At 41.6% G+C, this 14,770-nt stretch carries 11 protein-coding genes and 1 pseudogene; 8 read left to right on the plus strand and 4 right to left on the minus strand.

Going from position 1 to position 14,770, the window contains the following annotated elements; all coding sequences use genetic code 11:
* Window positions 1–244 precede the first annotated feature (244 nt).
* From cobA to asrC, 4 genes and pseudogenes are all read left to right on the plus strand, one after another.
* Window positions 245–1,069 carry a uroporphyrinogen-III C-methyltransferase gene (gene cobA, locus C9J47_RS22865; RefSeq protein WP_006233168.1) on the plus strand — a complete coding sequence of 275 codons (825 nt, stop codon included), beginning with the start codon at window positions 245–247 and terminating at the stop codon, window positions 1,067–1,069.
* A complete protein-coding gene (gene asrA / locus C9J47_RS22870; protein WP_107255567.1) occupies window positions 1,069–2,157 on the plus strand; it encodes an anaerobic sulfite reductase subunit AsrA in 1,089 nt (362 codons plus the stop codon). The genes cobA and asrA overlap by 1 nt, the downstream gene beginning before the upstream one ends.
* Window positions 2,150–3,025, plus strand: coding sequence for an anaerobic sulfite reductase subunit AsrB (gene asrB, locus C9J47_RS22875; protein WP_107255568.1), 876 nt, complete (start codon window positions 2,150–2,152; stop codon window positions 3,023–3,025). Before asrA ends, asrB begins: the two co-directional genes overlap by 8 nt.
* 10 nt (window positions 3,026–3,035) lie before the next feature.
* Window positions 3,036–4,042: pseudogene (asrC, locus tag C9J47_RS22880) on the plus strand (sulfite reductase subunit C).
* 99 nt (window positions 4,043–4,141) lie between these two features.
* Here the strand turns inward: asrC and C9J47_RS22885 are convergent.
* A complete protein-coding gene (locus C9J47_RS22885) occupies window positions 4,142–5,365 on the minus strand; it encodes a CinA family nicotinamide mononucleotide deamidase-related protein (RefSeq protein ID WP_107255569.1) in 1,224 nt (407 codons plus the stop codon).
* 393 nt (window positions 5,366–5,758) lie between these two features.
* On the opposite strand from C9J47_RS22885, the gene C9J47_RS22890 reads away from it, so the two are divergent.
* The 3 genes from C9J47_RS22890 (at window position 5,759) to C9J47_RS22900 (ending at window position 10,495) form a co-directional block, all read left to right on the plus strand.
* On the plus strand, window positions 5,759–7,015 hold the full coding sequence (locus tag C9J47_RS22890) for an aromatic amino acid transport family protein (protein ID WP_107255570.1): 1,257 nt from the start codon (window positions 5,759–5,761) through the stop codon (window positions 7,013–7,015).
* A 313-nt stretch (window positions 7,016–7,328) separates the two neighbouring features.
* Entirely contained in the window at window positions 7,329–8,318 is a 990-nt protein-coding gene (locus C9J47_RS22895; protein ID WP_107255571.1) for a DUF3943 domain-containing protein, read from the plus strand.
* Between the two features lie 185 nt (window positions 8,319–8,503).
* A complete protein-coding gene (locus tag C9J47_RS22900; protein ID WP_107255572.1) occupies window positions 8,504–10,495 on the plus strand; it encodes a putative bifunctional diguanylate cyclase/phosphodiesterase in 1,992 nt (663 codons plus the stop codon).
* 72 nt (window positions 10,496–10,567) lie between these two features.
* On the opposite strand, the gene C9J47_RS22905 is transcribed toward C9J47_RS22900, so the two are convergent.
* The 3 genes from C9J47_RS22905 to cysB form a co-directional block, all read right to left on the minus strand.
* Window positions 10,568–11,296 (minus strand): sulfite exporter TauE/SafE family protein, encoded by a 729-nt coding sequence (locus tag C9J47_RS22905; RefSeq protein WP_107255573.1) that lies wholly within the window; start codon window positions 11,294–11,296, stop codon window positions 10,568–10,570.
* 27 nt (window positions 11,297–11,323) lie between these two features.
* Window positions 11,324–12,520, minus strand: coding sequence for a methyltransferase (locus C9J47_RS22910; RefSeq protein ID WP_107255574.1), 1,197 nt, complete (start codon window positions 12,518–12,520; stop codon window positions 11,324–11,326).
* A gap of 173 nt (window positions 12,521–12,693) precedes the next feature.
* A complete protein-coding gene (gene cysB / locus C9J47_RS22915; protein WP_107242827.1) occupies window positions 12,694–13,668 on the minus strand; it encodes an HTH-type transcriptional regulator CysB in 975 nt (324 codons plus the stop codon).
* Between the two features lie 339 nt (window positions 13,669–14,007).
* Here cysB and C9J47_RS22920 point away from each other — a divergent pair, with 339 nt between their 5' ends.
* Window positions 14,008–14,769 carry a DNA repair protein gene (locus C9J47_RS22920; RefSeq protein ID WP_107255575.1) on the plus strand — a complete coding sequence of 254 codons (762 nt, stop codon included), beginning with the start codon at window positions 14,008–14,010 and terminating at the stop codon, window positions 14,767–14,769.
* The last annotated feature ends 1 nt before the right edge of the window (window position 14,770 follow it).

Consider the following 14,770-nt stretch of genomic DNA (forward strand, 5'->3'; position numbering starts at 1 on the left):
CTTTATTTAATTTCACACCCTCCTCTTTTGTCATTAAAAAACGCTTTCAGCACCCGCCTTATTTGATATATATCAATAAGATTTCAACATAGTGATTGCCTTTACATTTTTATTTTACATTTCATTATTTCTTAACCCTACATTCATTAAGCTTGAATAGATTTACCGCGCACTTTCACCGACTATTTACAGCAACTTGATGCCTAGTTTTATTTTTTAATAAATTCCATCGCAGGTAATGACTATGTATGTTATCGAAACCCCTTCGTCAGTAGTTGGCAATGTCACATTAGTGGGCGCAGGACCAGGCGATCCCGAGTTACTAACAGTAAAAGCTGTTAATGCGCTCAAACAAGCTGATGTCATTTTGCATGATCAGCTAGTAACGAAACAAATTTTGCAGCTAGCGCAACCAGGGACACATATCATTGAAGTCGGCAAAAGCTACGACAACCCATCGGCAACCCAACACGGTATTAACCATATGTTGGTTTCGATGGCACAGCGTGGATTGAACATCTGCCGACTAAAAGGTGGGGATCCAATGGTATTCGGTCGTGGTGGTGAAGAAGCACTGTATTTACGCCAACACCATGTGCCAGTATCAATTATTCCGGGTATTACTGCCGCATTAGGGTGTTGTGCTTACAGCGGTATTCCTTTGACTCATCGCGGTATCTCGCGGGGATTCACTGTAGTAACTGCCCGAGGTGAAAACGATGACTACCGTATTGATTGGGCGGTATTGGTTAACCTTCAGCACACCTTAGTATTTTATATGGGACTACATCGCGCTTCTTGGATTGCCTCAAACTTAATGTTATACGGCATGAACAACCGCACCCCTGTAGCCATAATTAGTAATGGTACGCATCCAAACCACCAGCAATACGTGACTACATTGTCACAGTTGGATGAGTATTTAACCCTGCATACCCCTCCAATGCCCTCACTAATTGTTGTCGGGGAAACCGTCTCAATTTCCGAGAACCTGAACATGGTTAATGAACTCGACCAATCATCAGCAGCGACTTCCCTTTACAATGAACAACTAGAAGGCATGTGTTAATGGCTACCTATTTAACCCATACAGAGCTGAATCAGATTATTCAGACATTATTACCTCATTATAACATTCTCGCCCCAGGGTATGAGAATAAAGGGGGGCGTTTTGCAGGCACCGATAATTTAACATATTTATCGGTAACCCAAGCCAGTGATATCGTGTGGCAAGAAAAATCCCACTTTTCACCCAAAGAAGCAGTAACACCTATAACCCAGACGCTCTTTCACTTTAATGGTAACGAATTACGAGAGTCAAAAATAGAAGCCCGTCCAACCCTTATATTTCTTAGGGCTTGTGATATTAATGCCCTTAAGCGTCTTGATCACATGTATTTAAATAACGGCAATAATGAAGATATTTATTATCGCCGATTACGCCAACAGCTAAAGTTGGTATTAATAGAATGCGCACAAAGTTTTGAAAATTGTTTTTGTGTATCGATGAACAGCAATACAACAGATAACTATGATGCTGCTGTTCGCTTCGATGCCAACGGCGTGGCTTTCATGGCCAAAGATCCTGAACTACAAAGTTACTTAAACAACACAGGCAAAGAAATCGAATTCACCCCACAATTTGTTCAATCCAACCCCACAAAGGTCAGAACTCCGGATCAAGTGTGCAACGATCCCAATCTCATCCGTCAAATACTACATAAGCACCCAGTATGGAGTGAATATGACAGCCGCTGTATTGGCTGTGGTCGCTGTACTACATCCTGCCCAACATGCAGTTGCTACAACATGTTTGACGTTGCCTATGACGAAAACCATAAAGTGGGAGAACGCAGACGCCAGCAAGCCAGTTGTATGACCAACGGCTTTGCCGATATGGCTGGGGGGCACAGCTTTCGAGACAAAACGGGTGAGCGCCTACGATACCGAGCCTTGCATAAGGTAAATGATTACAAAGCCCGACAAGGTCATGATCACATGTGTGTCGGTTGCGGCCGTTGTGATGATCGCTGCCCACACTATATCTCGTTCACCAACATCATCAATCGTATGACCGATATTGTTGAGCAACATCTCAATGACGAAGTCGAACATGCATTTTCCACCCACCAAAAGATAGAGGTCACTCATGTCTAGTCATACACATGATGTACAACACACAGGGTGTCGTTGCGAGACCGCACCGCAATCAGAGATTCATCAACAGCAACAACCGGAAAATCGCTTATTGCCAAAAGCATACAAAATTTTGGCAATTGAAAAGCATACTGAACTGGAATGGAATTTTCGCGTCAGTAAAGACTTTGATACTCATTTCGGTCAATTCGTAGAAGTCTCTTTACCCATGGTAGGAGAAGCCCCTATTTCCGTATCAGATTACGGCGATGACTATATCGATTTATTGATCCGCAAAGTGGGTCTCGTCACCGAAAAGTTGTTTGAGTTACAAGCCGGAGATAATGTTTGGATGCGTGGTGTTCATGGGAATGGCTACCCGATGGAGGCGTTCCAGAATAAACATCTAGTGATTGTTGCAGGTGGTACAGGTGTCGCCCCAGTCAAAGGCTTGATATCGCATTTTTGCCATCACCCTGAACAAATTAGTCAACTCGATATGATTTTAGGGTTTAAGAATGAACAGGCTGTCTTGTATCGCAATGACATGCATTTATGGCGTAACGCGCACAACCTCATTACCACGCTAGACGAAGGGGAAGCTACCGATAATTTTCGGATTGGTCGGGTTACAGAATACATTGATGAGCTTGATCTCTCGCAGCCCGACACACTCCAAGTTGTCGTCGTAGGACCGCCAATCATGATCAAGTTTGTGGTTGCTGCGTTCCTTGAGAAAGGTCTAGATCAGTCACAAATTTGGGTCGATTATGAACGCCGTATGGCTTGCGCTGTTGGCAAATGTGGACACTGCCGCATGGGTGATAAGTACGTCTGTTTAGATGGCCCTGTGTTCCGCTTTGATCAGACCCAACAATTGATAGATTAAGGAAAACATCATGAGTCTCGATGTCGATATTATTAAAACCCGTGCCAATGGGGATTATCGCCTATCAAAAGTACGGGGAGAATGCATGATCAGCGTGCGTATTCCCGGTGGTATCATGCCAGCCTATTTACTGTCTACTGCCCAGCATATTGCCGAGACCTTTGGTAATGGTGTCATTCACCTCACCACTCGTCAAAAACTCGCCATGCCTGGCATCAAATACCAAGATATACCTGCAGTAAATAAAGCCCTTGCGCCATTTATTGAAGACATCACTGTTGCCCCTGCGGCATTGATGTCGAAGATACCAAAGCGGGTTACCAGACTATTGGTGGACGTAATATTGTTGCATGCCAAGGTAGTCAAATTTGCCAAAAAGCCAATACCGATACCACGGGATTAGCACAGCGCTTAGAGCACCATGTTTACCCACAGCCTTATCATCTCAAATTGGTGTTAGCAGGCTGTCCCAACGATTGCGCCAAAGCAAACATGGCTGACTTTGGTATTCTGGGGATCGCACAAATAGACTTCAAATCAGAACGCTGTATAGGTTGTGGAGCCTGCGTGAAAGTCTGTTCACAGCATGCCGCGAATTGCTTGTCGATCAAACATGGTAAAGCAACCAAAGAAGTCAGCAAATGCATCGGCTGCGGAGAATGTGTACTCGCCTGTCCAACCTTGGCATGGCAACGTAACCCCAAGCAGTTGTACATGGTGAAATTGGGCGGACGAACATCAAAGCGCACACCGCGCGTCGGCAAATTATTTTTAAACTGGGTAACAGAAGACGTTATTCATCAAGTATTGAACAACTTGTTTGCCTTCGAGAAAGAGATTCTAGCAGGCACTCCAGTGTACATGCATATGGGTCACTTAATTGATAAAGCGGGTTATCACGCCTTCAAAGATCGAGTCTTACGTGACGTTACACTCAACGAAGAAGCGCATGTGGCAGAGCGTCTGTATTGGGCAGAAGATGAATATGTTGCAAATATTCACGTTAAACCAGCCTAGGCACTGACCCCAAAAAGAAAGTGTAGACTAACTGCACTTTCTTTTACTATTTCATCATCATGTAGGCGTTGTTATGCAGACGTTGCTCTCTGCGTGAAATCAACTTGTTAAGAATATCTCACTTTCGCGATTCAGAGAGCTGAATTGCCCCATCACAGGCTGAGCATCCAACCAACGGCGTAACATGTCTAACATCACCGTTGCGATCAAGCTACGCATATCTCGTGAGCCATATTGTCGTTTAGTTGAAATAACTTGTGCCCAATCACCGTCGGGGGTCGCCATCGCAACCGCCACTTTTCCATCATAAATTGGCCCTGAAACCAGCGCGATATCTGATGTTGTATTTTCACGCGATGCAGTTGCCATCGCCAATGCCGACGCCAATTGATCTGAAGCGGCTAACTCTGCCGCCTCTACCGTCCCTAACATCCACCCTTGGCGTAATTGCGCTTTCGCATTGGGATAATCTTGCAACCAATTAGTCAGCCATCCCCCAGAGTATTGCTCCGCCAAAGCGAGTGTCAGTTGTTTCGCCACCAATTGCGCACCTACATGCTCAGGAAGTGTCTGACCAATACTCACGACATTTTCACCAAGTAAATCAATCATCTGTTGCTGGAAAGCAAGTGCATAGGTATCTGCAGCTGGTGCAAACAGCTTCACTTCAATAAACGGCAACGACGAACGGTAACCCAACTCATACCCTTTCGGCAGCGAAACAGACGCTAAAGTATCGCCAATACCTGACTCAGATAAACCAAAGGTATAAAAACGATGGCAGTCCAACTTTTCCGTTTCAGTATATGTGGCTTTTAAGCGCGTTAAGATTTGCTCTTGCGCCATTTTTTTAAATTCACTTGGCACACCAGGCGTAAAAAAGATCCAAGCGCGGTTTAATTTCATCGCAAACCCACAAGCTGTACCTATCGGGTTTTCAAGTAACTCGGCACCTTCGGGTAGCATTGCCTGCTTCAAATTAGATTGGGGCATAACAAGATTGAGTTTTTGATACTTTTCACGCATCTGTTCAACCCAATAATCAGATTGCTCTAAACCCACATCAGCCGCAATGGCAGCTGCTTGAGCCGTTAAGTCGTCACTTGTAGGTCCAAGCCCACCATTTACGATAACCACATCAGAGGTTAGGCTACAATGCTCAATTTCAGCCGCTAAACCTTCAAGTTGATCGCCGACAGTCGTACGTCTAGATAACGCGAAACCACGTTCAAAAAATAGACGTGATAACCACGCAGCATTAGTATCCACAATATCACCGTGCAACACTTCTTCTCCGGTGCTAATCATCGCAACTTGTAACATGGCTTCCCTCATCTTTGTATATCATCGATTTATATACCCAAGTTACCTCAAGATACTCGTTTCAGCGAGAATTTGTTCTCTGATTAAAGCTGAAGAGATCAATGCGTTACTCTTCTCCATCAATTCAGTCTTTCTTATCGCAGATATCAACCCATCAAGGTGTAAATATATATTTACAGAAAAACCATCAAAAGTTGACAGTAAAGAAAACTAGCATTAAGGTACTACCCAGCATATAGGTCAGGTCAATTGCCTCATACCTACATATTACTACTGAATAATGAGTAAAAAACGTGAATACCTTTCATTACGACACTGACTATCGATAGCCACAATAGCGTGATTAAGTGTAAAGTTTTATGAACATAAATATAACTAGGAACAATGACTTCAATGAATATGAGTAAAACTTTCGGCAGTACGCTGATCATCGCAGGCACAACAATCGGGGCGGGAATGCTGGCTCTCCCTCTCGCATCAGCAGGTTTGGGGTTCACCGCAGCAACATTAACGATGGTGGGTATTTGGGCATTAATGATTTATACCGCTCTATTAATGCTAGAGGTACACCAACATGCCGATAAAAATGCAACATTGCATACCCTGGCACATCAACTATTGGGCCGCAAAGGTCAAGTGATTGCCAGCTTCGCAATGATGTTCCTATTTTACGCATTATGTGCAGCATACATTGCAGGCGGCGGCAGCCAGCTCAATGATAAGTTAACGAATTGGATGGGACTGGATCTCGCCCCTCAAGTAGGTACAGTTGGATTTACCGTCATTATTGCAACGGTTGTATCTATAGGTACACATTCAGTCGATATGGTTAATCGCATATTGTTCACATTAAAAGTTATCGCATTAGCCGTTATGCTTTTTCTATTAATGCCGCATGTTCAAGGTGTTCATTTAGTTGAGATGCCTATCCAGAAAGGGTTAATCATTTCAGCACTGCCCGTCATTTTCACCTCTTTTGGCTTTCACGGTAGCATTCCGTCCATTGTTCGTTATGTAGGTTTGGACATTAAAGCACTGCGTAAAATAATGGTCGTTGGCTCTGCCACACCACTGATGGTCTACATACTATGGCAAGTTGCAAGCCAAGGTGTACTTGGTCAACCCGATTTAATGGCAAGTACAACACTGGGTTCGTTTATAGCAACATTGAGCAATATTTTACATAACCCGCTCGTTAGCCAATCTGTATCAGTGTTTGCTGACCTAGCCTTGGCAACATCTTTCCTAGGGGTGAGTTTAGGCTTATTTGATTTTATCTCTGATATTTTAAATCGTGATAATCAAGTAAAAGGTCGTATGCAAACAGCGCTGGTGACCTTTGTTCCACCTCTTTGCTTTGCCCTATTCTACCCACAGGGCTTTATCATGGCCTTGGGCTATGCGGCGATAGCACTGGTTATTTTGGCTATTTTTCTACCTGTTGCGATGGTGCGAGCTCAGCGTAAGCAAATAAACACTCTACCAGTAGGAAAAGAAACACATACGACAACAACAGATAAAGAAATAAAGACAGCAACTTACCAAGTTCGTGGAGGCACACCGGCATTAATTACTGTGACAAGTATTGGAATACTTATCATCTCTGCACAATTGTTACAAATGATTGGGATCATCCCTTCCGTCGGATAACCATTTGCACACCATGCAATAAGCCACTGAATTAATTAGAAATCTCTTCTTGTACAAGCTCTTAGCCCCAGAGCTTGTACACACTCCCCTTTATATTTATTACTAGGTATTTTACCTGTTTTCAGTAATAATTCGCTCACACATAACACGTTGCACTACACCTTTACGCATAACCTATTGGATTGGCAATATGTTGGAGCCATTAGCATTCACCTGCCATATGCAACCAACCATTTTGACGCAAATAAAATTACTGATCCAATAAGTAAACAGCAGTAGCAAATGGCAAAATCTTTTAAAACTGGGGCATCAATTGCGCAATACACTTTTATCTTCACTTATCCTTGGTTGTACATTCAGTTCATCCGTTTTTGCTTGGGATGATGCAAAAAACAATTTTAGTTATGACACAAAGAGTTACGTAAACCCTCTTAGCGGGCGCGATACAACTCGTAATGACATAACAATGAATAAGCCATTCCAAAATCAAGGTTACGATAATCAGGGTATATTTTTAGAATATGGGGCACAACCTTCATACCGTTTGTCTTCACCTGATGATAAAAGCAAAACAGAGCAAGCACCTTTGTTTGCAGATAATGCGGTAAATACAATTCCGATGCACCTGTCTGTTTCATCAGAAAAAGATTGGGATTACCTGCTTGAACAGTCTTACACCATCTTTGGCTTAAGCCTTGCAACCGTCGCTGCAATGACATTACTGCCTGAAAGTGTTACCAATTGGGATGAAGACGATCGTAACCTAAGCAACCTCGGTAGTAAGTGGTGGGATAACGTAAGTCAAGGGCCTGTTTGGGATCAAGATGACCACGTTTTAAACTATATTATGCACCCTTACTTTGGTGGTGTTTATTATACTGCAGCACGTCATTCGGGTTTTGACGAATGGGAGTCATTTTTATACTCCGCAACCATGTCTACTTTCTTCTGGGAATATGGTGTAGAAGCGTTTGCTGAAGTACCCTCCATTCAAGATATTATCGTCACCCCCTTATTTGGTGCTGCGGTCGGTGAGTTGATGTTCCAAAAGGAATTAGAAATTACAGCTCGCGGCGGTGAGGTCATGGGATCTAAGGCTGTTGGTGATGTCACCTTATTCTTCTTAAACCCTGTCGGTCACATTCACTATTGGATAACAGATATGTGGAATGGTGATGCAGATGTTAGCTTCAGTTACACCCCATGGTTTGGCGACACAAATGCAGCTAATTTTGCGCTTAATGCAGGTGCTCCTTATGATCGTCAATTTTTCGGTTTTCAAGTAAAACTCGCATTAAACTAAAAAACAGAGCATAAGGTGGAAATAAAATAGTTTATCTTGATTTTATTTCCACCTATCAAGTTCTTAATGATTTGAAAATGATAGAAATGAAGTAACATCACGATTTGTGGTTAAATTCATATTTAAAACATCGTTTTTAAGCTATTCTGACAATACCATTTGAGCTAATCAATGTCATAGTACCGTTGTTAAATCAGACTTTTTTCCCCTTCAATCACCTTCAGAGCCCTATTTGGGTTTTTGATATTGATAATAAGACAATCATCTGGGCTAATTTAAGCGCTTTACCGCTTTGGGAAGCCGATTCCTTAAATGAATTAACCTCTCGTGATCTTGCTCACGATATGTCTGAAGCAGTAGAAGCCACATTAAATGGTTACCGCTTACGTTTTAATAAAGATGAAATAATTAAAACTTGGTGGAATTTCACACCAAAACAAATTTTAAAAAAAGCATTATGTGTATTCTCTGGTCTTAAGTTACCCGATGGTCGTACTGCAATGTTAGTCGAAGTCATCGCTGAAGAATCAACTTTACAACGTGACCTCGCCTTCACTGATTGCTCAAACCTTGCCTTACTTTTTAGTAAGGAAGGAAAGTTAGTCAGTGCTAACAATGCCTTTACCCTTTCTTTCGGTAAATATCTGCACGATCTCGCAAACTTTCTTGGTGATATCAGTAGTGCTGACTCATGGCTCAATAAAGCAAAAACAGACGGTACGATTCACTACAAAAAACTATGTTGGACGGGTCAAAGTCACCTTTGGTTTGATATCGAAGGAAAGTGGTTAAAAGATAAACAGCAACTACTCTTGCATCTTACTAATATCAGCCCAGAAAAAGAGAAATTAAGGAAAGCAAAATATAATGCAGAACATGATTTCTTAACTGATTTATTAAACCGCCGTGGCATTTCAAACGCGATAAACGAATCAATCCATCAACAACAGCCCTATAGTTTGTTATTCCTCGATATCGACGGTTTTAAAATGATCAATGACACTTATGGCCATGCTATTGGTGATAAGTTATTAAAAGCAATAGCAATACGCCTAAAAGAAACCCTGCAACATAAAGGGCTCTTAGCGCGTTTCGGTGGCGATGAATTCATAATTCAAGTTGAACACCGTAATGTTCAAGACACACTTTCTTTTGCTAAAAATATTATTACCAAGCTGAATAAGCCTTTTCACTTAAAAGAAGTAGGAGAATTATCAATTGGTTGTAGTATTGGTACCGCTAGCTACCCCAATGATGCTGATAATATTGAAACATTAGTCACTCAAGCAGATATGGCCATGCACCGTGCTAAGCTGCGAGGGAGAAACTGTAGCCATCACTTTTCACCTGATATGGCGGATGCATTGTATCGAAAAATGATATTGCGCCATCATTTAACACTCGCTTTAGAAATGGAAGCGTTCGAGCTGTATTACCAGCCAATCATTGATCTAAAAACGCGAAAATTGAAAGGATTTGAAGCGTTAATTCGTTGGTATGATGAAGAATTAGGCCAAGTGTCACCAGCCGAATTTATTCCACTAGCCGAAGAAACGGGCCAAATAGTCCCGCTTGGTAAATGGATATTAAAAACGGCTTGTTTACAGCTAGCAGCATGGCAAAAAAAGTATGACCAAGCATTCATGATGAGTGTTAATTTATCGAGAGCGCAATTACAGGCAAGTTTGGCTCCAACCATTGAAGCGATGATCCAACGTTATAATATTAACCCAGCACAGTTAGCGCTTGAGTTAACAGAATCAACCATGCTGCAGGAATATGATGATGCAAAACAATGCTTAGAAGACCTTGCGGCATTGGGAATCGAACTCTATCTTGATGATTTTGGCACCGGTTACTCGTCTTTATCACAACTTCAAGACCTGCCTATTAGCACAGTAAAGCTTGATCAAAGCTTTGTACAAGGAAATCATAAAGGAAGTCACGCCATTGTCGAAGCTACTAAAGCAATTTGTGAAAAGTTGGATTTAAAAGTCGTTGCTGAAGGTGTGGAAACAATCGAGCAATTACAGTATTTGCAAATGTGTAACTTTGATTATTGCCAAGGCTATTACTTAGCAAAGCCCATGCCTGCTCATCAATTGGAAGAATCTGGGTTTGCACTGTTGAATGAAGTCCCAGAATCACCTAATCATAGTCTTTGTCATACACAATAATTAGCGATATAAAAAAGGTCTCTAACGAGATCTTTTTTATGACGAACCCTGCATCTTGAGGCACAAATACCTTTATGCTACGAAAGGGCTCAACCCTTGCCACATTGCCAACGCACCAGACACAGAGCATAAAATTAAAAGGGCATAACGCAGCCATTCAGCCTTAATTAAATGCTGAACTCGGAATGCGAACCATGTAGTCATTAAGGGCGCGGGTAATAACATCATTCCATACTTAAAATGCCACCAGCTAAAATGCCCAGTGATAGACAAGGCAACTAACGATAGCAAACAGCTAAACGCAAAATACCCAGCAAGATTTGCGCGTAATTTACCTGCTTCTGCATGTTGTAATACTAATGCCATTGGCGGTCCGCCGATGCTGGTACTTGTTCCCATAACACCAGATGCAAAACCCGCCCAAAAAAGCGCTTTAGGCGTAGGTCGTATACGCACTTTCGTTAAACTGATAACAACCGCTAATAACACGCCAATACCCAGCACTAACGCCAAGGATTCAGACGTAATATACAGCAGTAAAACACCAGCAACGATAGTGCCAGGTACACGACCAACAAATGCTGCAGTTAAGCCTTTAAACGATAACATTTGCCGATACTGCCACATGTTAATCAACGCGAGAAAAAAGCCCACTAGCGTAATAACGCCCGGCACAAATTTAGGTTCAAAGAAATAAATAATTGGAGCTGAAACAATTGCCATTCCAAAACCGACAGTACTTTGAACAAAACAACCCGCAGCCAATGCGAGAGCACAATAAATCAGTGTTGTGGTGTCCATCTTTTGTTTAGCCCTTGTCTGTCGTTGCTAGCTACCTTTACGCTCAGCATGAATAAGTATATTTCGTGGTGTTACCGGTTTATCACAGAATGTGCCTAGGGATACGTCATAATTTGACTGCTCTAAATAACAAACACGATCAAGTACTAGCCATATTTCTAGCGGGCGTCGAAATAGCTGACGAACTAATTCCATTCGTTCAATAATGCCATGTCGTCGCTCGCCTTCTTGCTGCCAATATTCAAAATCAATATTAGGTCTTAGCTCTATATTTTTCTTTTTAGCAGCCCATAGGCAAAATGCCGCAAAGCCTTCATTTAATAATGCTTTATGTACATTGGGAACGGGTAAATACTCGTCATTATTTAGCAGATGCCGCTGTAACGAGTCAAAACCTAAACGAAAACTGACTTCTAAAAAACGTTGGCGTCGAACACGCTTTCCTGCAGTAACTGTTTCTTGTAATGGTAAACGTAAATCATGTTTGTTTAATGAAATCGTACTTTGTTTCGCTGCATGTGAAAGCGGTTGGTATATTTCAGACCGAATTAAATGATAACAACACGGCGACACACTTACCGCAGCACCTTGCCGCTCTACCACTCGCTGTAATAACGACACGTGTAGATCACCACATGCGTGTAGTGCAACAGCATGTTGTTTCGATTGAATATGCGTATCACTACTCTCATCAAATGCATCAGCTTGTACAAAATGAATCGGTAATTTAAGTTGCTTAGCAGATGCTTCACCATCAACACAAAGCTGCTGCTGCCACTCTAAGCTCGTGACTGGCATATCATGAGTTGCCGCCAAAATACGGCCAAGATGCCCTTTACCTGCACACCACTCTAACCAAGGTAATTGCAAACGCGGTAATGCCGCATTAAAAGCATTTATTTGAGTCCACTTTCGCCCTGGAATACCCGTATTTAAGCCATATGGCACATCGATATCCATTGATGCTAATGGCTGGCATCGCGATAATTGGTGCAACACAGCAGCGTCTGGAATCCAGCTAGATAAAGCGGCGACCAATTGATCACTATCGGCATTTAATTCTTCAAGTTGTTGCTCAGTTAAGCTGTTCAGCCATGCACACATCTCGGGGTGTGTTTGCAACCATACACTGTCTTTTTCAGCAAAAGGCATAAATTGCCAAAACGCTTTATTTCTCGACAGTACATCATCAAGTTGTCGAAATTGTTGGGCATAGCCAGCCATGTAGTCGTTCTCAAATACTGTATAGTTTAATTGGCCGATATTTTATACTAATTTCTCCATAGTGCTGCGACTAATTGTGTCACTCTCATCTCACCGGCATCAGTAAGCAGACATAAAAAAAACGCTAACTCAGCGTTTTTTTAATATTGTCATTAAAAACTAAAAGGAAATGGTTAGCGTACAGGTAAATCCATACTTGCAAACAAGGCTTCAATTTCTTCATTCGTTTTCAATGCAACAGCTTGATCAACCGTTTCTCGTGTTAAATGCGGAGCAAAGCGTTCCATAAAATCATACATATAGGCACGTAAAAATGTACCTTTCTTAAAACCAATGTTCGTCGTGCTTGCTTCAAAGATATGACTTGCATCAATCTTAACAAGATCGCTATCCACCTCAGGATCCATCGCCATACTTGCAATAACACCAACACCAATACCTAAACGTACATAGGTTTTAATAACGTCTGCATCGGTTGCTGTAAATACAATTCGCGGTGTTAAACCGGAACGGTTAAATGCGCTATCAAGCTCAGAACGCCCTGTAAAACCAAACACATAGGTCACTAACGAATAAGCGGCTAAATCATGAATAGTAATATCTGCTTTTTTCGCTAATGGGTGATCAGCTCTAACAACAATCGAACGATTCCAGTGATAACAAGGCAACATAATTATATCTTGATATAAATGCAGAGCTTCAGTTGCGATAGCAAAATCTGTCGTACCATTACCGACAGCATCTGCTATCTGGGAAGGCGTACCTTGATGCATGTGTAACGACACTTTGGGGTATCGAGCCGTAAAATACTTAATAACATGAGGTAATGCATAACGAGCCTGAGTATGAGTCGTTGCTATATTCAATGTACCTATTTCAGGGTGAGTATGCTCACCAGCAACGGCTTTAATGCTTTCAACTCGAGATAAAATATCACGAGAAATACGCACTATATCAACACCAGCAGGAGTTACTTTTGTTAGGTGCTTACCGCTGCGTTCAAAAATTTGAACACCTAGCTCATCTTCAAGTAAACGTACTTGCTTACTAATGCCAGGCTGTGACGTATATAAACTCTCTGCAGTAGAGGAAACATTAAGATTATGGTCCACAATCTCAACGATATATCTTATTTGTTGTAATTTCATGATACCGCCCAACTATAGTCCATTACATTTGATACCAATTACAAGTAAGCATTGAAAATTTCGGGGATAACTATTCAACGAGATTAATATCAGTCTGTAACCATGTAATTCATATCAATTGTACGGGTTTTAATGATGTTTGTTTGCTCTTTTTCTCATTAACACCAAGGCTGTCTACTTATTGCCTTTAAATCTTTATTAAATTATCTCTTTTAACTGGCATATAACTCAAATTAACACAATTCCTATTAACTTTGAGGGATCTCGCTATCACCAAAAAGATAGATGGTGTATCTTACAAGTTCGACTAAAAAATCGCATGGAAGATAGACGTATCTTATGAGTATACCTTTAGTAATAGGCCTATTTGCCTTGTTGCTGATATTGATCGTTGGCTATAACGTTATAATTCAGTACCGCCAACGTTTAGAGAGTGAGAAACAACAAGAACTGGCAAAACATATCGCCGTTATAGATGCGACTGAAGACCTAATTGGTAATGCGCATCACTTACCTTACAGCAAAGAATTATTAGTCTGCCTAAATCAGCGTATCTTATTCGCCTTACAATCTATGAGCGATACAGATCCTACGGAAAAGAGCCTACCAGCACGTATTAAAAATGTTGCTGAACAAATTAAACACTTACAAGCTAATTACTCGAATGCGGATGTGGCAAGCTTCAAAACACCAAGTACAGATAAGCAAGCCATCGGCATGTTACAACTGGTTAAGCGCCTCAAAACGATCATTAAAAATGAACACAGTAAAGGTCGCCTAGCGACTCAAGCTTTTGTAACAGAAAATGCTCGCCTTGAAGGTATTCAGCTACGAATTAACATTGAAAATGTCGTTAAACGAGCTAACGATGCTCGTCTGAAACGCCAACTGGGTACAGCCAAACAATTGTTGAAAAAAGGCATTGATGTTCTGTCTAGCAAGAATGATAACTACTCCAATAAAGCCCGTGAAAAGCTGCAAGTTATGCTAAGTGAAATTGATAATAGTCAATCACAAAACCACGAGCAAGAACGCCAACAAATCATTGATAAAGAACAAGATGAATTGGATGTATTGTTCCAGCCAAAACGCAAATGGTAAA

This window comes from Photobacterium indicum (assembly GCF_003026215.1).
Lineage (GTDB): Bacteria > Pseudomonadota > Gammaproteobacteria > Enterobacterales > Vibrionaceae > Photobacterium > Photobacterium indicum.